The organism is Micromonospora sp. KC213, from assembly GCF_004348325.1.
Classification (GTDB): domain Bacteria; phylum Actinomycetota; class Actinomycetes; order Mycobacteriales; family Micromonosporaceae; genus Micromonospora.
The window spans coordinates 1-17031 of sequence record NZ_SMKF01000130.1; the positions used below are offsets into that span (position 1 = coordinate 1).

Consider the following 17031-nt stretch of genomic DNA (forward strand, 5'->3'; position numbering starts at 1 on the left):
ACCACCGCCAGCCGCAACCCCGCCGCCCGCAACCGGTCCAACGCCTCCCGCGCCCCCGGCACCGGCCGCACCTTGTCCGGATCACCGTTGTACGGCACATCCTCGATCAGCGTGCCGTCCCGATCCAGCAGCACGGCGTCGTACAGGACCGGGGCCATCGCGCCCGGGCCGACCGGTTCCACCCGGCCTGACCTGCGCTGATCCGGCTTCACCTGGTCCCGTCGCACGGGCCGCGGGTTCCCACCGGCCCGGGGAGTAAACATCAGCTACCCGGCGGTACGGCTCATCGCCGTCGCCGGGCCCACACCTCGCCGATCCGGCCTTACCCGTCGCCCCGGAGAAGCTAACGCGCCAACCGTTAGGCCCGACGGGCCGCCGGGTACAGAACGGCGGTGGCGATTGTGGAGAAAGTGATCGAGGCACCCCCGCAGCAGGTGTTCGCGGTGCTGGCCGACGGTTGGACGTACAGCGACTGGGTCGTCGGAACCGTGCACGTGCGCGACGTCGACGCCGACTGGCCGGCGGTGGGCAGCCAACTGCACCACCGGGCCGGGCCGTGGCCGTTCTCCCTGGAGGACTCCTCCACGGTGCTGGTCTGCGAGCCGCCCCACAAGCTGACCATCCGGGCCGGCCTCTGGCCGGCCGGCGAGGCGATCGTGGTGTTCACCCTGGAACCGGTACGCGACGGCGCCGCCACCCGGGTTCGCATCGGCGAGGACTTCGCCGCCGGGCCGCTGCGCTGGATCCGCAACAAGCTCAACGACCTGGTGCTGCACCAGCGCAACAAGGAAACCCTGCGCCGGCTCGCCGACATCGCCACCCGACAGAAGGCCGACGAACGTCCGCGACGGTGAGCGTCGACGCCCGCCGGGCACCCGGGCGCCGGGCGGGGAGCCTCGACGGGGCCGCAGGCGGCAGTGGCTACCCTTTGGGGGAAAACCGTCGGCAACCAGAGGATGTCCGTCATGATCGAACCCGTGGAGCTGCCCTCGCCCTGGCGGGACGCACGCCTGACCGTCGTGGTCCCCACCTACAACGAGGCGGGCAACCTCCCGGTACTGGTCGACCGGCTCCTCGCCCTGCCGCTGCCCGAGCTCAAGGTGCTGGTCGCCGACGACAACTCCCCCGACGGCACCGGCGAGGTGGCCGACAAGCTCGCCATCGAACACCCCGACCGGGTGCAGGTCGTACACCGCGCCGGCAAGGAGGGGCTGGGCCGGGCGTACGTCGACGGCATCGGCCGCGCCCTGGCCGGGGGCGCCGACTACGTCGCGCAGATGGACGCCGACCTGTCCCACCCGCCGCAGGCGCTGCCCGGCATGCTCGGCGCGCTACTGTCCACGCAGGCGAGCGTGGTGATCGGCTCCCGGTACGTGCCCGGTGGTGAGCTGGACGAGAACTGGCCGCTGTACCGTCGGGCGCTCAGCGGCTGGGCCAACCTGTACGTGCACACCCTGCTGCGGGTGCGTATCCGCGACCTCACCGCCGGTTTCAAGATCTGGCGGGCGGACGCGCTGCGCGACATCGGTCTGGAGCGGGTGCAGTCCAACGGCTACAGCTTCCAGGTGGAGATGCACTACCTGGCCACCAAACTCGGCCACACCATCCTGGAGGTGCCGATCCGCTTCGAGGAGCGGCGCGACGGCACGTCGAAGATGACCACCGCCACCAAGGTGGAGAGTGCTCTGATGCCGTTCCGGCTACGTACCCGGCACCGCAACCTGGAGCGCTGACCCCACCAGGCCCCGCGCCGGGACCGGGCGGTTCGGCGGGTCAGCGGTAGACGGCCCGGTGGGCAGTGCCGACGGCCCGGGCGTACAGGCCGCCGGTCAGCGCGCGGTCCCGATGCAGCGCCGCCCGGGCCGCGTTCGCGCCCGGTGCGCCGTGCACACCGCCGCCCGGGTTCGCCGAGGCGTTGGCCAGGTAGAGCCGGTCGACCGGAGTGTCCGGCCGACCGAGCCCGGGCACCGGGCGCAGGAAGAGCTGCTGGTACGCGGCGGCGGTGCCGCCGCCCACCGCGCCGCCGACCAGACCCGCGTTGCGTTCCTCCAGGTCCGCCGGGCCGGCCACGAACCGGCCTCGGATCCGCCCGGTGAACCCCGGGGCGTACCGTTCCAGCACCGCCTCCATCCGGTCCACGTGCGCGGCGACGTCCTCGGCCCGCCAGTCCCGCCGGAACGGCAGGTGGGTGTACGACCAGAGCGATTCCGTCCCCGCCGGTGACCGTCCCGGGTCGGCGGTGGTCATCTGGCCGACCAGCAGGAACGGATCCTGCGGCAGCTCACCGCAGGCCAGCTCGGCGGCGTACCGGGTGAGCCCGTTGACGTCGGCGGCCAGGTGCACCGTGCCGGCGCTGCGCAGCTGCGGGTTGCTCCACGGCATCGGCCCGTCCAGCGCCCAGTCCACCTTCACCGTGGAGCCGTCCCAGCGGAAGTGCGCCAAATCCTGGACCAGCCGGGGCGGCAACGCGTCCGCGCCGACCAGGTCCAGGTAGAGCGCGGGGGCGGGCACGTCGGCCAGCACCGCCCGGCGGGCCCGCCAGAGCCGGCCGCCGATGGTCCGTACGCCCATCGCCCGGCCCCGGGCCACCAGCACCCGGTCCACCGGGGCGGAGTAGGTGATCCGCCCGCCCCGGGCGAGCAGCCGGTCGACCAGCGCGTCGGTGATCCGCTGCGCGCCGCCGACCGCGACCGGCCAGCCGACCTGCTGGCCGAGCATGGCCAGCAGCCAGCCGTAGATGCCGGAGCCGGCGTCGTCCGGCGACAAATCGGTGTGCAGGGCGCAGCCGGCCAGCAGCGCCCGCCCGCCCTCACCACGGAACAGCTCGCTTCCGAGCTGGCGGGCCGGCAGCACCATCCGGCGGGCCAGCCGTAGCGCGCCGGCCGTCCGCAGCCGGGCGAGCAGTTGCAGGCCGTGGCGTACCGGCGGGAAGGGGGTGAACAGGGCTTCCACCAGTGGCCGGGAGATGGTGCGCCAGTCGTCGTACGTGTCGAGCCAGCGCTGCCCGTCGCCGGGGGCGAACGCCTCCATCGAGGCCGCGCTGAGCGTCGGGTCGCGGTTGAGCACCGCGGCCCGCCCGTCGGGCATCAGGTGGGCCAGCACGTCGGGCGCCTGGGTCCAGGTCAGGCCGTGGGCGTCGAGACCGAGCCGGCGCAGTACGGGTGAGGCGTACCCGAGCGGATAGAACGAGCTGTAGAGGTCGCTGAGGTAGCCGGGGGCGGTCACCTCGGCTGACCGGACCGCGCCGCCGGGGGCACCGGTCGCCTCCAGCACCAGCACGTCCCAGCCGGCGTCGGCGAGCAGGTTGGCGGCCACCAGGCCGTTGTGCCCGGCGCCGACGACGACGGCGTCCGCGGTCTCCGTCCCGCTGTCGATCATCCGATCCGCCTACCCTGCCCGCAACCGGGCGAAACGCGTTTGCCCGGCCGGGGGCGGGGCATCCCGTGCCGCATGTACAGGGTTGAGCAGCTCATCGGGGGAGTGTGGGGCGCGGGCGGCGAGGGTGGTGAGCTGACCGTCCACGATCCGGCCGACGGCTCCCCGGTCAGCACCGTGCCGGTGGCAACGGCGGACGAGGTGGCCAAGGCCGTCGAGGCGGCCCGGTCGGCGGCCGCGCAGTGGGCCGCGACGCCGGCGGCGCAGCGGGCGGCGGCCCTGCACCGGGCGGCGGACGAGCTGGCGGCGTCGGCCGAGGAGTTGGCGGCGGCCACCACGGCGGAGATGGGCAAGCCGCTGGGCGACGCGCGAGGCGGCGTCGAGGCGGGAATCGGCACGCTGCGACAGTACGCCGAACTGGGCCCGCTGCGGGGTGGGCGGACGCTGCACGGTGACGGCGCCGCCATCGACTTCATGGCCCCGGAGCCGCGCGGCGTGGTCGCCGCGATCACCCCCTGGAACGATCCGGTGGCCGTCTCCTGTGGCCTGCTGGGCGCGGCCCTGGTGACCGGCAACGTGGTGCTCTACAAGCCCAGCGAGCGGACGCCGGCCACCGGCTGGCTGCTGGCCAGGCTCCTCGACGGCGCGTTGCCCGCCGGGGTGCTGTCCCTGCTCACCGGCGGTGGTCAGGTGGGTGCCGCGCTGGCGGCCCAGGAGGTGGACGTGGTGGCCCACGTCGGTTCGACCGCCACCGGCCGGGCCATCGCCGCGGCCTGTGCCCGGACCGGGGCGAAGGCGCTGCTGGAGAACGGCGGCAGCGACCCGCTGATCGTCGACGCCGGGGTGGACCCGGTGTGGGCCGCGCAGGCGGCGGCGACCGGCGCGTTCGCCAACGCGGGGCAGATCTGCGTCGCGGTGGAACGGATCTACGTCCACCGGGACGTCGCGGAGGACTTCGTGGCGGCGCTGGTGGAACGGGCCCGCACGCTGCGGGTGGGGCCGGGACGTGACCCGGCCACCGAGCTCGGGCCGCTGGTGGACCGGCGGCACCGCGACCACGTGCACGGCCAGGTCACCGCGGCGGTCGCCGACGGCGCGACGCTGCGCACCGGGGGCTCGCTGCCGGACGGGCCCGGCGCGTTCTACCCGGCGACCGTGGTGACCGACTGCCGGCAGGAGATGACGCTGGTGCGGGAGGAGACCTTCGGCCCGGTCGCCGCGGTGGTCGTGGTGGACTCGTTCAGCGAGGCGCTGCGCTGCGCCGCGGACAGCCCGTACGGGCTGTCCGCGACCGTGCTGACCCCGTCGATGAGCCACGCGCAGCGGGCCTGGCGGGAGCTGCCGGTGGGCACCGTGAAGGTCAACGCGGTCTTCGGCGGCGCTCCGGGCGGTGCCGCGCAGCCGCGCCGCGGCAGCGGCCAGGGGTTCGGGTACGGCCCGGAGCTGCTCGACGAGTTCAGCACCGTCAAGACGGTGCACATCGAGGCGCCCGGCGGCGGCCACTGGTGAGCGGGGTGCGGGAGCCCGGGACGTCTGGTCCCGGGCCCCCGTGGTGTCGGGTCGCCGGTCAGCGACCGCGGGCCTTGGCCCTCTCCCGAGTCTTCGTGGTCTGCCGGGTGTTGGCCTTCTCGATCGCCTTGACCAGTTCCGGTTTGGTCATCCGGGACCGTCCCGGCACGTCGAGCTTGCGGGCCACCTCCATCAGGTGGTCCTTGGTGGCGTTGGCGTCCACCCCGCCGGCCGTGGGGGCCCGTCGGGCGGGTCCGCCACCTGCGGCCTGCCGGTCGCTGGGTCCTTTGCGGCCCTTCGGTTCCCAGTGGTCGCCGACCTTCTCGAACTCGTGCTTGACGGCGGCGAACGCGGTGCGGTGTGCCCGCTCCCCCTCGCCGTACGTCTGGACCGCCGAGTCGTGCGTCTTCTCCCAGGTGCGCTGCGCCTTCTTCGGGGAGCGCCGCAGCGTGCTGGGCATCACCTCGCGCGCGGGCATCTCGTCCTCCTCGTCACTGTCGCCTCCCGATGACGGTTCCCTGGCGTCCCGGGGGCAAACTCCATCAGTCGGGTTTGTCGATGTCGGTGCGGGGGTACCGGCGTGGCCAGATGATCGGCCGGGCGGCGGGGCGTCCGGCCCTCGGGCGGGGAGCGGCGATGGCAGCGACCACGGAGCCGGCCTCGGCCGCGGGGCGAGGGCACCTGCCGCTGCCCGGCCGGGTACGCCAGTTGCACTGGGCGACCTGGCGCGGTGTGTTGGTACGCAGCGCCCGAAACTTCGTACGGGACGACTGCGCCGACTGGGCCGCCGCGCTGACCTACTACGCGGTGCTGGCGCTCTTTCCCGCCACGGTGGTGGTGGTCGCCCTGGTCGGCCTGGTCTCCGAGGGCGAACGGACGGTGGACACGGTGCTGGACCTGGCCCGGGACATCGGGGCCGGGGCGGTCGTGGCCAACGACAGCTTCGTCGCGGTGGTGCGCACCGTGGTCGACCAGCGCGACGGGGCACGCGTGCTGCTGAGTTTCGGCCTGGTCGGTGCGCTCTGGTCGGCGTCGAGCTACATCGGTGCGTTCACCCGGGCCTCCAACGCCATCTACGGGGTGACGGAGGGGCGGCCGTTCTGGCGGCTGCGTCCGCTGCAGATCGGTCTGGCCGGGGTCTCGCTGGTGCTGCTCGCGGTGGTGGCTCTCGGTCTGATCATCAGCGGTCCGGTGACGGACGCCGTGGGCGACCTGGTGGGCGCGGGCGGCCTGGCCCGCACGGTGTGGAGCGTGGTCAAGTGGCCCGTGCTCGCCCTGGTGGCGATGATCCTGTTGTCGCTGCTGTTCTGGATCGCCCCGAACGTACGGCAGCCCCGGTTCCGTTGGCTCACCCCGGGCGGGGCGGTGGCCCTGCTCTCCTGGGTGCTCGCCTCCTTCGGTTTCGGGCTGTACGTGGCCAACTTCGGCGCCTACGACGTGACGTACGGCAGCCTGGGCGCGGTGATCGCCTTCCTGGTCTGGCTCTACCTGTCCAACTCGGCGCTGATGTTCGGCGTGCAGATCAACGCCGAGTTGCAGCGTGGGCGGGTGCTCCAGGCCGGGGCGGCGGACCCGGGTGAGCCGGTGCTGCCGCCGAAGGCCGCCGCCGGTTCGTGACCGGGTGCGGGGGTGCGGCGTTTCCCGCCACTTCCCCGGGGTAGCACAGACGGCATGGAACGTGGCAGCAGCAAGCACGGACCGAGGCTCGACGAGCAGATGAGCCAGGAGGTCGCCGGCCTCGTGCAGGGGCCCGGCACCGCGGGCTCGCGCGCCGAGGAGTTCCGCGAGCCCGAGCCGGCCGGCGAGGATCAGCCGGGCACCACCACAGCCCCGGCGGGTGAGCTACGCACCGGGGCACCGAAGGGCATGAGCTCCACCGACGTGGAGGCGCGCAGCCGACTGGGACGGTTCATCACGATGTCGGCTCTGCCGGGGGACCGTGCGGCGTTGGTCGCCAACGCCCGCGACAACGAGGCTCCCGACGACCTGGTCGCGGAGCTGGAGCGGTTGCCCGATGGCACCCGGTACCGCACGGTCTCGGAGGTGTGGGCCGCGCTGGGGCACAAGAACGAGACGACGCGCTGGTGAGCCGGGTCGCCCAACGACCCGTGACCAGCCGCAGAGGAGGAACGGTTTCATGAGCGGCGTTATCGAGCACGTGGAGGTCACTGTCCCGATCCGGACGGCGTACGACCAGTGGACCCAGTTCGAGGAGTTCCCCCAGTTCATGGAGGGGGTCGAGGAGGTCCGGCAGCTGTCGGACACGTTGACGCACTGGACGGTGGAGATCGCCGGCGTCAAGCGGGAGTTCGACGCCGAGATCACCGAGCAGCTTCCCGACGAGCGGGTGGCCTGGAAGTCGACCGGCGGTACCCGGCACGCCGGCGTGGTCACCTTCCACCGTCTCGACGACAACCAGACCCGGGTGACGTTGCAGATGGAGTTCGAACCGCACGGCGTGGTCGAGCAGGCCGGCGACAAGCTGGGCGTGGTGGACCGTCGCGTCAAGGGCGACCTGGACCGGTTCAAGCAGTTCATCGAGCGGCGCGGTCTGGAGACGGGTGCCTGGCGCGGCACCGTCGACCGGCCCCAGCCCTGATTCCCTCCCCCACATCGGGACGAGACCGATGGCCGCCGGGTGATCCGGCGGCCATCGTCGTGCCCGGCCCTCCGTTTGCGATCACCGGGCGGGGGTACCGCGATGGGATGACCGAGAACGACGACAGGGTGTGGCGGGACGAGCAGAAACTCCCGCTGGAGGAGCTGGACCGGGCGATCGCCCGCTCGACCCTCGACGGGCAGGCCGACGACGTCACCGGCAACGACGCCGGCGAGGAGGCCGCCTTCGGGCATGGGCCGGAGGCGGCGGACCGGGGCGCCGGACCGGAGGCGGAGGGGCGCGAGATGACCGACTCGCAGCGGGCGTACCGCCCGTCGACCACGGGACGGACCGGCCCCGACACGATGTGACCGGCCGGGCCGTCGGCGGCCGGTCCGCCGGCCCGTCGGCGGCCGACGGCTCCCCCGGCCCGGGCCGGATCGGCGGGCCCTACCCTGGACCGGTGCTGCTGCCCCTGCCGCCCGGCGAGTTCCGGGCCTACCTGTTCGACTGCGACGGCACCATCGCCGACTCCATGCCGTTGCACCACGCCGCCTGGCGGCAGACGCTGGCCGAGTGGGGCTGCGACTTTCCTGAGGAGCTCTTCTACGCCTGGGGCGGTCGACCGGTGGTCGACATCGTCGCCGACCTGGCCGCCCGGCGCGGTGTCGCGATGCCGGTGGAGGACGTCGCCCGCCGCCAGGAGGAGTGCTACCGGCAACTCCTGCCGACCCTCACCGCCGTACCGGGCGTGCTGCGCCACATCGAGGAGGCGCATCGCCGGGTGCCCTTCGCCGTGGTCTCCGGCAGCACCCGCGAGTCGGTGACCGCCTCGCTGCGGACGCTGGGCCTGCTCGACCGCTTCGACGTCCTGGTCTGCGCGGGTGAGTACGCCCGGGCCAAGCCGGACCCGGAGTGTTTCCTGCTCGCCGCCCGGCTGCTCGGGGTGTCGCCCGAGTCGTGCCTGGTCTTCGAGGACACCGACCTCGGCGTGCAGGCGGCCACCGCGGCCGGCATGGCCGCGGTCCGCGTCCCGCCACCCCACCAGCGGGCCGCGCCTGCTCCGGGCTTCTCCTCCTGAGCCGTCCGACGGGCCGCCACATCGACTCGCTCTGGGGCAGGTCGTCCCGTCCGAACCAGCGGGACACCCCCGTCTGCCGCAGCCGGAGTGGACCACGAAGCGGGCGGCCGACGCCGCACCGTCGGGAGCACCCATCCGCCGGTGGCGCCTCCCCCGAATCGGCACAACGATGGACCGAAACAGGCAGAAACACGGACAGCCCGTTCAGAATCGGCCGATCGGCTGACGGCAACCGGCTATCGCCGCGCCAGACTTTCGGGATGCAACAAGGCTCCGGCTTCCTCACCCCACGTCAGCGTCGCCTGGCCTGGCTCGGTTTCCTGCTCGCCGCCATCCAGGCCCCCGTCTCGGCCAAGTTGGTCGCCGACGACTCCTGGCTGTTCAGCCTCTGCGTGGCCGTCATGGTCGCCACGGTCATCCTCGCCGACGACGCGGCCCGGCGACGCCCGGCGGACGCGCCCATCGAGTAACCCGGCCGCGGTGGGCAGGGCGGGGCCGGTCGACGGCTAACCGTCGAAGCCGGGCCGCGCCTCGTGGCCGGGCCGGCCCCGGGTACGCCGGCTCTCCTTCATCTGCGCCTCGTACAGATGACGGCGGCCGCCCACCAGCTCGTCACGGGCTCGCCGATCCAGTTGCCGGAAGAGGGCGTAGTACCCGTCGTCGAAGTCCTCGACGATCTGGAACGTCCAGCGGCCGGCGATGACGTTGCGCCCGAGCAGCTCAGTGGTGATCTCCTCGGCCAGGTCGTGGTGCCCGGCCGCCTGAAACAGCGCGACGGCCTCGTCGAGCATCAGGTCGGCGTGGCCGATCAGCTGGTGCAGATCGTAGAGGCGGCCCCGGGCCCGCTCGACGGTCTCCAACGCCTCGCTGAGCTTGCCCAGCGCGGCAACCGTCTCGTCGGTGACCCCGGCCGGCCGGCGGTGCGCCGCGTCCGGGCCGTCCGCGTGCTGTTCCATTCGTGCCTCCCCGCTGCCGATCGCGCCGGTTCCCGCCCGGTTCTCCCTCTGCCCCGCCTGGGCCGGCTCAATCCCCACGGCGGGTCGTGCACGACCGGAAGAGGGGTCGGGATCGGCCGACCGGCCGAGGCCACGGTGGCTACCCGGGGGTTAGCGTGGTTCCTCATGCGTGTGCCGTACCACCGGGTCGCCCCCCGGACCGCCGCGAGCCGGGCCCGTTCGACCCTCGCGCTGCTCGCCGCCTCGGTCGGCACCGACGGATTCGCCGCGGCTGCCGCCATCCCGGCCCTGCTCGCGCTGGTCGACCAGCACGCCGCCGCGGTACGCGAGAGCCTCGACGGTGACCGCCGCCCGCTGACCCCAGCCGCGCTCGCCGGCTACGCCGAGGGGATCCGGGCGGCAGCTGCGGAGCACGGCCTGCTTCCGCCTGTCGGTCCGGTCGACTGGTCGGCGCCGCAGTGGCTTTCCGTCCGTCTGCTGGCGGTCTGCGCGCTCGCCCGCACCCTCGACCCGCGTCACCTCGAGGCGGTCTGAACGACGGGAGGGCGCCCGCGCCACGCGCGGACACCCTCCCGGCACGCCCGAACTCAACTGCCCGGGCGCCGGAACTGCTGTGTCTCGTCGCCCATGGCGCCTCCCCGGCCGCCCGACCGGGCCTCCTCGGGCTGGGGCATCGGCGCGACGCCGCCCCGGTCGGCCATCTGCCGGTCCATGTCGCTGCGCCCGGCATTCTGTGCCCGGCGGTGCTCCTGGACCGCCTGCGACTCCTCCGCCGCGCGCTGCAGCCAGCCCTCCCAGCGGTTCTGCATCGGTTTGACCAGACCGCCGCCGACGCCGATGATCAGGATGCCGGCCACCGTGGCCAGGACCGCGATCAGTACCGGCGTGGTGACGGTGGTGGCAATGCCCACCTGGTTCAGCGCCGCGATGACACCGAGCGCCAGGATGAAGACCGCCGTCAGGTCGGCCAGGACCTTGCCGTACGACAGACCGCCGAGCGCCCCACTGACCAGGTCCCGGACCGCGTTGGCGATGGCCGCGGCGACGACCACGATGACGATCGCCACGAAAGCGCGTGGTAGCCAGGCCACCACGCCCCGGATCAGGTCACTGATCGCGTTGGGTCCCCACACCCCGAAGGCGAACTGCAGGGTGAACAGCAGGACGGCGTAGTACGCGAGCTTCGCCAGGATGTCGCTGGCGTCGTATCTGGTGCGTTCGAGCGCGCGTCTGATCCCGCCGCGTTCGACCGCCCGGTCGAAGCCCACCCGTTCCAGTGCCGCGTCCACGATTTTGAGGACGGCTCGGGCGATGAGCCAGCCCACCACGAGGATTGCGATGAACGCGATCGCCCTCGGGATGAAGAGCAGCACCGACCTCCACATGTCGGCCAAGGCATTGCCGATGTCGACCTGCCTGACCGCGAGGGTTTCCGGCATGATGTCCCTCCTGTCGCATGGACTGCGCCGGGCGGATACCCGGTCGTTGGGCAGGCACGCCGGACACACGTATCTGATTTTCCCGACATGCTCTCTGAAACCTGCCCTGACCTGCCTTAACGTCTCCACGAGCACGGACACCCCGGAGCGCAAAGCATGATCGAAAGTGCAGCCCGGCACCGGACGGTTAGGCTGCGTGGCATGCCAGGCACGGTCGGGAGCTTTCCCACCTCACCCGCCACCCCCGGACCAGCCCCGGTCTCGCAGGTGGCGGCGGCCGTGCTCGCCCACCCGTGGGCGCGCACCGGGCTCGGGCCGCCACAGCGGTGGGACCCGGCGGTGCGCGCGCTGGTGGACGTGATCCTGTCCTCGCCGGTGCCGATGGCGCTCTACCACGGTGACCGGTTCGAGATGCTCTACAACCAGGGTTTCTCGGAGCTGATCGGCGACCGGCACCCCGCCGCGCTCGGCCGACCGGCGGCGGAGGTCTTCGCCGATGTGTGGGACACCCCCGGCGTCGGCGACATCATCGAGCGGGTCTACCAGCACGGAGAGTCCTTCCTCCAGAAAGAGTCGGTGTTGCCCGTCGGCCGGCAGCTGGCCGCCGGCGGCGACCACGGCGTCTTCACCCGGGGCCACTCGCCGGCCCGGGACAGCACCGGTCGGATCGTCGGGGTGCTGACCGTCGCCGCCCAGACCATCCAGCTCACCCATCAGTTGCAGAGCCTGAGCGACTTCGCCGCGGCACTGTCCGGCACGCTCACCCTCGACGACGTGGCCCGGGTCACGCTGCGCTACATGCTGCACTCGTTCGACGCCGACCAGGTGACCCTGGCGGTGGACGAGGGACCGGCCTGGCGGATGGTCCGCCGGGTTCCGGGCGAACTGCTCGACGAGGCCGACGAACGCCTGCCGCCGCTGTGGCGGCCCCTCGCCCCCGACTCCTCCGCGCCGGTCGTGCTGGCCGCCGTCAGCGGGATGCCCTCGTTCACCGGGGACGGCCAGCCGCTGCGACAGCACGCGGTGGACCGGCACGACCAGAAGATCCGCGCACTGGCCGCACTGCCGCTGCGTTCGTCGGTGATCCGCGGTGGCCTGGGCGTCGGCTATCAGGCGCCGCACGGCTGGTCGGCGGCGGAGCGCGCGCTGCTGGCCGCCTCGGCGGAGCTGGTCGGCCAGGCAGCCGAGCGGGCCCGCCGGTTCGAGACCCAGCACGGCACCGCCCAGCTGCTGCAACGCAGCATGCTGCCGGAGCAGCTACCGGCGCTGCCCCGGCTGCGCATCGCCGCCCGCTACGATCCCGGCGTCGACGGCAACGCCGCCGGCGGGGACTTCTACGATGCGTTCCTGCTGCCCACCGGTGACCTTGGCGTGGTGCTCGGCGACGTCGCCGGCCACGACGTGCAGGCGGCAGCCCGGATGGGACAGGTACGCGCGGCGTTGCGCGCCCTGGCACTGGCCGACCCGCGCCCGGACGCCGTCCTGGTCGGGCTCGACCGGCTGGTGGCCAGCCTCGGCACCGAGACCGGCAGCCAGGAGCTCTTCGTCACCGTGGTCTTCGGCGTGCTGGACGCCGACCACGGGCAGATCACCCTGGCCAGCGCCGGGCATCCCCCGCCGCTGATCCGGCGCAGCCGGCCGGACGGCTCCGCCACCGCCGAGTTCGTGGCGCTTCCCGCCGGCGCCCCACTCGGGCTGGGCTGCCGACCGCGCACCAGCACCGTGCCGTTCCCGCCCGGGGACACCCTTCTGCTCTACAGCGACGGGGTGGTGGAACGCCGGCGACACAGCCTCAGCGCCGGCCTCGACCGGCTCGTCGCCGCGGCAGCCGCAGCGGCCAGCGGGGATCCGCGGGCGCTCTGCGCGGTCGCCATCGCCGCGGTGGCCGGTGCCACCGAGGACGACGTCGCCGTGCTGGCGGTGGAGCACGCGCTCAAGCCGAGCCGCTCGGCAAGCATGGAGATGCCGGCCGAGCCGACCGCGCCGAGCCGGGTACGGCACTGGATGACCGGGCAGCTCACCGCCTGGCAGGTGCCGGAGGCGGTGATCGGCGCGGCGGTGCTGTGCACCAGCGAGCTGACCACGAACGCCCTGCTGCACGCCGGGACGGCCGCCCGGGTGGTGATCGACCTGAGCGCGGAGCGTCTGCTGGTGTCGGTGGCGGACTCCGGCACCCGGGGGACAGTGACCCGGGCGCAGACCGACACGTTGAGCAGCCGGGGGCGCGGGCTCGGCCTGATCGAACAGCTCAGCGACGCCTGGGGCACGGACCCCACGGTCCGCGGTTCGACCGTCTGGTTCGAGATCCTCATCCCGGCCCGGTGAGGACGGACGGCGAGGCGAGCGGGGGGCGTCGCGGCGACCCGCCCCGGGTAGGAGGTCCGGCATGAGCGCACACCGACCCGACGGGGTTCTCTTCGATGTCGACGGGACTCTCGTCGACACCACGTACCTGCACACGGTCAGCTGGTGGGAGGCGTTGCGCCAAGCCGACCACCGGGTGCCGATGGCCACCATCCACCGGTCGATCGGCATGGGTTCGGACAAGCTCCTGGACCACCTGCTCGGCCCGGAGCGGGACCGGAGCGAGGACGACAGGCTGCGCGCCGCCCACGACGGCTTCTTCGGCGAGTACTGGGAACGGTTGGTCCCGCTGCCCGGCGCGGCGGAGCTGCTGCGCGCCTGCGCCGCCCGGGGTCTGCGGGTGGTGCTGGCCACCTCCGCCGCCCCGCAGGAGGTCGAGGCGCTACGCGCCGCGCTGGACGCCGACGACGTGGTCGACACCGTCACCTGTTCGGCCGACGCCGAGGCGAGCAAGCCGGCCCCGGACATCCTGGTCGCCGCCCTGGAGCAGTCCCGGCTGGCCGCCGAGCGGGTCGTCTTCGTCGGCGACTCGGTGTGGGACGTCGCCGCGGCGGCCCGGCTCGACATCCCCTGCGTGGGGTTGAGCTGCGGCGGCACCAGTCGCGGTGAGCTGGCCGGGGCCGGCGCGGTGGCGGTCTACGACGACCCCGCGGCGCTGCTGGCCGGGCTGGGCGACTCCCCGCTGGCCACCGGTCAGCGGCGGCCGTCCCGGGACAAGACGGGCACCCAGGCGTAGCGGGCCGCGGCATTGGGCACAGTCCCACCCCAGCCGCACGACGCGGGCGGGTCCGAGAGGTGGTGGCGTGGAACCGGTCGATGTCGCGTTCGCGGTGGTGGGGGTCGGTGCCCTGCTGGCCGGGATCCTGCCCCGGGCGTTGGAACACCGTCCGCTGTCCATGCCCATCGCCTTCCTGGTCCTGGGCATGCTGGTCTTCCTGCTGCCCACCGGGCTGCCCTCGCCGGACCCGCTGCGCTGGCCGCAGGTGACCGCCCACCTGACCGAGATCGGGGTGATCGTCGCCCTGATGGGTGCCGGCCTGAAGATCGATAGGCCGTTGAGCTGGCGACGGTGGTCGTCGACCTGGCGGCTGCTGGCGATCGCCATGCCGGTCTGCATCGCGGCGGTGGCGCTGCTCGGCTGGTGGTGGGCGGGACTGGCGCCGGCGGCGGCGCTGCTGCTCGGCGCGGCCCTGGCCCCGACCGACCCGGTGCTCGCCGCGGACGTACAGGTCGGTGAGCCGACCGATGTGGAGGATTCCGAGGACGAGGTCCGCTTCGCGCTCACCTCCGAGGCGGGGCTGAACGACGGGCTCGCCTTTCCCTTCGTGTACGCGGCGGTCGCCGTGGCCACCGCCGGCCTCGCGCCGCGGGCGTGGTTCGTCGACTGGTTCAGCGTCGACGTGCTCTACAAGCTCGCCGTCGGTGTGGGCGGCGGGCTGCTCATCGGCTGGCTGCTCGGCAAGCTCTTCTTCCACGCCCCCACCCAGGTGCGGCTGGCCCGGCATGCCGAGGGTTTCCTCGCGCTGGCCGCCACCTTCCTCGCGTACGGGGTGGTGGAGGTGCTCGGCGGCTACGGGTTCCTGGCCGTGTTCGTGGCCGCCCGGGCGATCCGGTCCGCCGAGCGGACCCACGAGTTCCACTCGGTGCTGCACGACTTCGCCGAGCAGGTGGAGCGGCTGCTCACCGTCATGCTGCTGTTGATCTTCGGCGGTGCGGTGGTCGGTGGGCTGCTGGCCCCGCTGACCTGGCAGGCGGCGGGTGTCGGGCTGGCGCTGCTGCTCGTGGTCCGGCCGCTGGTCGGCTGGGTGTCGCTGCGCGGTGCGCCGGGTCGGCCGGCGGAACACTGGGTGATCGCAGCGTTCGGCATCCGCGGGGTCGGCTCGTTCTACTACCTGGCGTACGCCACAACGAAGGCGGACTTCCCGCAGGCGGACCTGCTCTGGGCCACGGTCGGCCTGGTGGTGGTCGTCTCGGTGGTGGCGCACGGGATCACCGCCACCCCGGTCATGCGCCTCCTGGACCGCACGGGAGAGCGGACCGGAACCGTCCCGCGGCAGGGCCCGACCGTCCCCCGGCAGATGAACCGCACTCAGGGCAGGCGGTGCAGCTCGACGGCGTCGAGTTGACCCGCCACCACCCGCGCGGTCAGGTAGGTGGCGTACGGCTGCGCCCGCCGGTCGGTCGGTGAACCCGGGTTGAGCAGGCGCAGCCCGCCCGGGGCGACGCTGTCCCACGGGATGTGCGAGTGGCCGAAGACCAGCAGGTCGGTGTCGGGGAAGCGGGCCGCGCAGCGCTGCTCGCGGCGCTCCTTCGGCCCGGTCTCGTGCACCACCGCCAGGCGCAGGCCGTCGAGGTCCGCCCGGGCCACCTCGGGCAGCCGGGCCCGCAACTCGGGGCCGTCGTTGTTGCCGTACACGCCGATGAGCCGGCGGGACCGGGCCGACAGCGCGTCGAGCAGGGCCGGCTCGACCCAGTCGCCGGCGTGCACCACCACGTCGGCGTCCGCCACCGCCGACCAGACCGGTGCGGGCAGGTCCCGCGCGCGTTTCGGCAGGTGGGTGTCGGCGATGAGTACCAGGCGCATGCCGCATTTTCCCAGGTCGGCGGGTCCGCTGCGGGCGAGGTCTTCACATCGCGGCAACATGCCCGTATTTTGTCCTGCATATGGGAGCGCTTCCACGCATCCCTGTCAATACATGTGAGGTGTTGGTCATGCAGCACAAGAGGACTGTCGCAGCGATCGGCGCAGCGGCGACTGCGTTCGCCGTCGCCGCCACGATGGGCGTGGTCGCACTCCGGCCCGCTCCGGCCGCAGCGGCCGACTCCGCCTTCTACGTCGATCCGCAGACCGCCGCGGCGGCCTGGGTGGCGGCGAACCCCCAGGATTCGCGCGCCGCGGTCATCCGCGACCGGATCGCCGCCGTCCCACAGGCCCGCTGGTTCACCCGCACCAACACCTCGACGGTACGCGCCGAGGTGGACGCCTTCGTGGGGGCCGCCGCCGCGGCCGGGAAGATCCCGATCATGGTGGTCTACAACATCCCGAACCGGGACTGCTCCGGCGCCAGCGGCGGAGGGGCACCGAACCACGCCAGCTACCGCGCCTGGGTCGACCAGGTCGCCGCCGGCCTGAACGGGCGGCGGGCCACCATCGTGCTCGAACCCGACGTGCTGCCGCTGATGACCAACTGCCAGAACTCCAGCCAGCAGGCCGAGACGCGGGCCTCCATGGCGTACGCCGGCAAGCGGCTCAAGGCGGGCTCGGCGGCGGCGAAGGTCTACTTCGACGCCGGCAACTCGGCCTGGCTGGCACCCGCCGAGATCGCCTCCCGACTGGTCGGCGCGGACATCGCCAACAGCGCCGACGGCATCTCGCTGAACGTGTCGAACTACCGCACCACCGCCGAGGCCGTCCCGTACGCCAAGCAGGTCATCGCCGCCACCGGCATCTCCCGGCTGCGGGCGATCATCGACACCAGCCGCAACGGCAACGGACCGCTCGGTTCGGAGTGGTGCGACCCGCCCGGTCGGGCGATCGGCACCCCGAGCACCACCAACACCGGCGACCCGATGATCGACGCGCTGCTCTGGGTGAAACTGCCCGGCGAGGCCGACGGCTGCATCGCCAGCGCCGGCCAGTTCGTCCCGCAGCGGGCCTACGACCTCGCCGTCGCCGCCGGGCCGGCACCGACCACCGCCCCGCCGACC

Annotated in this window: 19 protein-coding genes and 1 pseudogene; 14 read left to right on the forward strand and 6 right to left on the reverse strand. The window is 73.3% G+C overall.

Annotated elements, in window-relative coordinates:
* Positions 1–263, reverse strand: a pseudogene (locus E1166_RS22310) (hypothetical protein); the annotation flags it as partial.
* A gap of 129 nt (positions 264–392) precedes the next feature.
* On the opposite strand from E1166_RS22310, the gene E1166_RS22315 reads away from it, so the two are divergent.
* Together E1166_RS22315 and E1166_RS22320 are read left to right on the forward strand one after the other, a co-directional pair.
* Positions 393–854 carry an SRPBCC family protein gene (locus E1166_RS22315; RefSeq protein ID WP_132341673.1) on the forward strand — a complete coding sequence of 154 codons (462 nt, stop codon included), beginning with the start codon at positions 393–395 and terminating at the stop codon, positions 852–854.
* 111 nt (positions 855–965) lie between these two features.
* A complete protein-coding gene (locus E1166_RS22320) occupies positions 966–1733 on the forward strand; it encodes a polyprenol monophosphomannose synthase (protein ID WP_132341675.1) in 768 nt (255 codons plus the stop codon).
* A gap of 40 nt (positions 1734–1773) precedes the next feature.
* On the opposite strand, the gene E1166_RS22325 is transcribed toward E1166_RS22320, so the two are convergent.
* Positions 1774–3378 carry an NAD(P)/FAD-dependent oxidoreductase gene (locus E1166_RS22325; RefSeq protein ID WP_132341677.1) on the reverse strand — a complete coding sequence of 535 codons (1605 nt, stop codon included), beginning with the start codon at positions 3376–3378 and terminating at the stop codon, positions 1774–1776.
* Positions 3379–3450: 72 nt separating this feature from the next.
* Here E1166_RS22325 and E1166_RS22330 point away from each other — a divergent pair, with 72 nt between their 5' ends.
* Positions 3451–4884: an aldehyde dehydrogenase family protein gene (locus E1166_RS22330; protein ID WP_132341679.1), complete on the forward strand. Its 1434-nt coding sequence runs from the start codon at positions 3451–3453 to the stop codon at positions 4882–4884.
* A 58-nt stretch (positions 4885–4942) separates the two neighbouring features.
* On the opposite strand, the gene E1166_RS22335 is transcribed toward E1166_RS22330, so the two are convergent.
* Positions 4943–5362: a ChaB family protein gene (locus tag E1166_RS22335; RefSeq protein WP_132341681.1), complete on the reverse strand. Its 420-nt coding sequence runs from the start codon at positions 5360–5362 to the stop codon at positions 4943–4945.
* Between the two features lie 158 nt (positions 5363–5520).
* Between E1166_RS22335 and E1166_RS22340 the strand changes: the two genes are divergently transcribed.
* The 6 genes from E1166_RS22340 (at position 5521) to E1166_RS22365 (ending at position 9034) form a co-directional block, all read left to right on the forward strand.
* Entirely contained in the window at positions 5521–6501 is a 981-nt protein-coding gene (locus E1166_RS22340) for a YihY/virulence factor BrkB family protein (protein ID WP_132341683.1), read from the forward strand.
* Between the two features lie 54 nt (positions 6502–6555).
* Positions 6556–6972, forward strand: a complete 417-nt coding sequence (locus E1166_RS22345; RefSeq protein ID WP_132267794.1) for a DUF2795 domain-containing protein — start codon at positions 6556–6558, stop codon at positions 6970–6972.
* A 49-nt stretch (positions 6973–7021) separates the two neighbouring features.
* Positions 7022–7483 (forward strand): SRPBCC family protein, encoded by a 462-nt coding sequence (locus tag E1166_RS22350; RefSeq protein ID WP_132267792.1) that lies wholly within the window; start codon positions 7022–7024, stop codon positions 7481–7483.
* Between the two features lie 107 nt (positions 7484–7590).
* Positions 7591–7854 carry a hypothetical protein gene (locus E1166_RS22355; protein WP_132267789.1) on the forward strand — a complete coding sequence of 88 codons (264 nt, stop codon included), beginning with the start codon at positions 7591–7593 and terminating at the stop codon, positions 7852–7854.
* 92 nt (positions 7855–7946) lie between these two features.
* A complete protein-coding gene (locus tag E1166_RS22360) occupies positions 7947–8564 on the forward strand; it encodes an HAD-IA family hydrolase (protein WP_132341685.1) in 618 nt (205 codons plus the stop codon).
* Between the two features lie 260 nt (positions 8565–8824).
* Positions 8825–9034 (forward strand): hypothetical protein, encoded by a 210-nt coding sequence (locus E1166_RS22365; protein WP_132267784.1) that lies wholly within the window; start codon positions 8825–8827, stop codon positions 9032–9034.
* A 36-nt stretch (positions 9035–9070) separates the two neighbouring features.
* Here the strand turns inward: E1166_RS22365 and E1166_RS22370 are convergent, their stop codons facing one another.
* Entirely contained in the window at positions 9071–9520 is a 450-nt protein-coding gene (locus E1166_RS22370) for a hypothetical protein (RefSeq protein WP_132341687.1), read from the reverse strand.
* A 165-nt stretch (positions 9521–9685) separates the two neighbouring features.
* Here E1166_RS22370 and E1166_RS22375 point away from each other — a divergent pair, with 165 nt between their 5' ends.
* Complete coding sequence (locus E1166_RS22375) at positions 9686–10054, forward strand: DUF6401 family natural product biosynthesis protein (RefSeq protein WP_132341689.1); 369 nt, start codon at positions 9686–9688, stop codon at positions 10052–10054.
* Between the two features lie 53 nt (positions 10055–10107).
* Here the strand turns inward: E1166_RS22375 and E1166_RS22380 are convergent, their stop codons facing one another.
* Entirely contained in the window at positions 10108–10959 is an 852-nt protein-coding gene (locus tag E1166_RS22380; protein ID WP_132341691.1) for a hypothetical protein, read from the reverse strand.
* A 201-nt stretch (positions 10960–11160) separates the two neighbouring features.
* On the opposite strand from E1166_RS22380, the gene E1166_RS22385 reads away from it, so the two are divergent.
* From E1166_RS22385 to E1166_RS22395, 3 genes are all read left to right on the forward strand, one after another.
* Complete coding sequence (locus tag E1166_RS22385) at positions 11161–13284, forward strand: SpoIIE family protein phosphatase (protein ID WP_132341693.1); 2124 nt, start codon at positions 11161–11163, stop codon at positions 13282–13284.
* Between the two features lie 61 nt (positions 13285–13345).
* Positions 13346–14059: an HAD family hydrolase gene (locus tag E1166_RS22390; RefSeq protein ID WP_132267771.1), complete on the forward strand. Its 714-nt coding sequence runs from the start codon at positions 13346–13348 to the stop codon at positions 14057–14059.
* 67 nt (positions 14060–14126) lie between these two features.
* Entirely contained in the window at positions 14127–15449 is a 1323-nt protein-coding gene (locus tag E1166_RS22395; RefSeq protein ID WP_132341695.1) for a cation:proton antiporter, read from the forward strand.
* Here the strand turns inward: E1166_RS22395 and E1166_RS22400 are convergent.
* The gene (locus tag E1166_RS22400; protein ID WP_132341697.1) at positions 15413–15907 is read right to left on the reverse strand and encodes a metallophosphoesterase; all 495 of its coding nucleotides are present in this window, start codon (positions 15905–15907) and stop codon (positions 15413–15415) included. The genes E1166_RS22395 and E1166_RS22400 overlap by 37 nt on opposite strands.
* 128 nt (positions 15908–16035) lie before the next feature.
* Between E1166_RS22400 and E1166_RS22405 the strand changes: the two genes are divergently transcribed.
* Positions 16036–17031 (forward strand): glycoside hydrolase family 6 protein (locus E1166_RS22405; protein WP_165944408.1); only part of this gene is annotated, 996 nt, incomplete at its 3' end.

Excerpts from the sequence above, each read along its gene's own strand:
- E1166_RS22375 (WP_132341689.1), top strand. The coding sequence starts at position 9,686 with ATGCGTGTGCCGTACCACCGGGTCGCCCCCCGGACCGCCGCGAGCCGG.
- E1166_RS22325 (WP_132341677.1), bottom strand. The coding sequence starts at position 3,378 with ATGATCGACAGCGGGACGGAGACCGCGGACGCCGTCGTCGTCGGCGCC.
- E1166_RS22370 (WP_132341687.1), bottom strand. The coding sequence starts at position 9,520 with ATGGAACAGCACGCGGACGGCCCGGACGCGGCGCACCGCCGGCCGGCC.
- E1166_RS22330 (WP_132341679.1), top strand. The coding sequence starts at position 3,451 with ATGTACAGGGTTGAGCAGCTCATCGGGGGAGTGTGGGGCGCGGGCGGC.
- E1166_RS22385 (WP_132341693.1), top strand. The coding sequence starts at position 11,161 with ATGCCAGGCACGGTCGGGAGCTTTCCCACCTCACCCGCCACCCCCGGA.
- E1166_RS22355 (WP_132267789.1), top strand. The coding sequence starts at position 7,591 with ATGACCGAGAACGACGACAGGGTGTGGCGGGACGAGCAGAAACTCCCG.
- E1166_RS22380 (WP_132341691.1), bottom strand. The coding sequence starts at position 10,959 with ATGCCGGAAACCCTCGCGGTCAGGCAGGTCGACATCGGCAATGCCTTG.
- E1166_RS22345 (WP_132267794.1), top strand. The coding sequence starts at position 6,556 with ATGGAACGTGGCAGCAGCAAGCACGGACCGAGGCTCGACGAGCAGATG.
- E1166_RS22365 (WP_132267784.1), top strand. The coding sequence starts at position 8,825 with ATGCAACAAGGCTCCGGCTTCCTCACCCCACGTCAGCGTCGCCTGGCC.
- E1166_RS22400 (WP_132341697.1), bottom strand. The coding sequence starts at position 15,907 with ATGCGCCTGGTACTCATCGCCGACACCCACCTGCCGAAACGCGCGCGG.
- E1166_RS22350 (WP_132267792.1), top strand. The coding sequence starts at position 7,022 with ATGAGCGGCGTTATCGAGCACGTGGAGGTCACTGTCCCGATCCGGACG.
- E1166_RS22335 (WP_132341681.1), bottom strand. The coding sequence starts at position 5,362 with ATGCCCGCGCGCGAGGTGATGCCCAGCACGCTGCGGCGCTCCCCGAAG.
- E1166_RS22340 (WP_132341683.1), top strand. The coding sequence starts at position 5,521 with ATGGCAGCGACCACGGAGCCGGCCTCGGCCGCGGGGCGAGGGCACCTG.
- E1166_RS22390 (WP_132267771.1), top strand. The coding sequence starts at position 13,346 with ATGAGCGCACACCGACCCGACGGGGTTCTCTTCGATGTCGACGGGACT.
- E1166_RS22320 (WP_132341675.1), top strand. The coding sequence starts at position 966 with ATGATCGAACCCGTGGAGCTGCCCTCGCCCTGGCGGGACGCACGCCTG.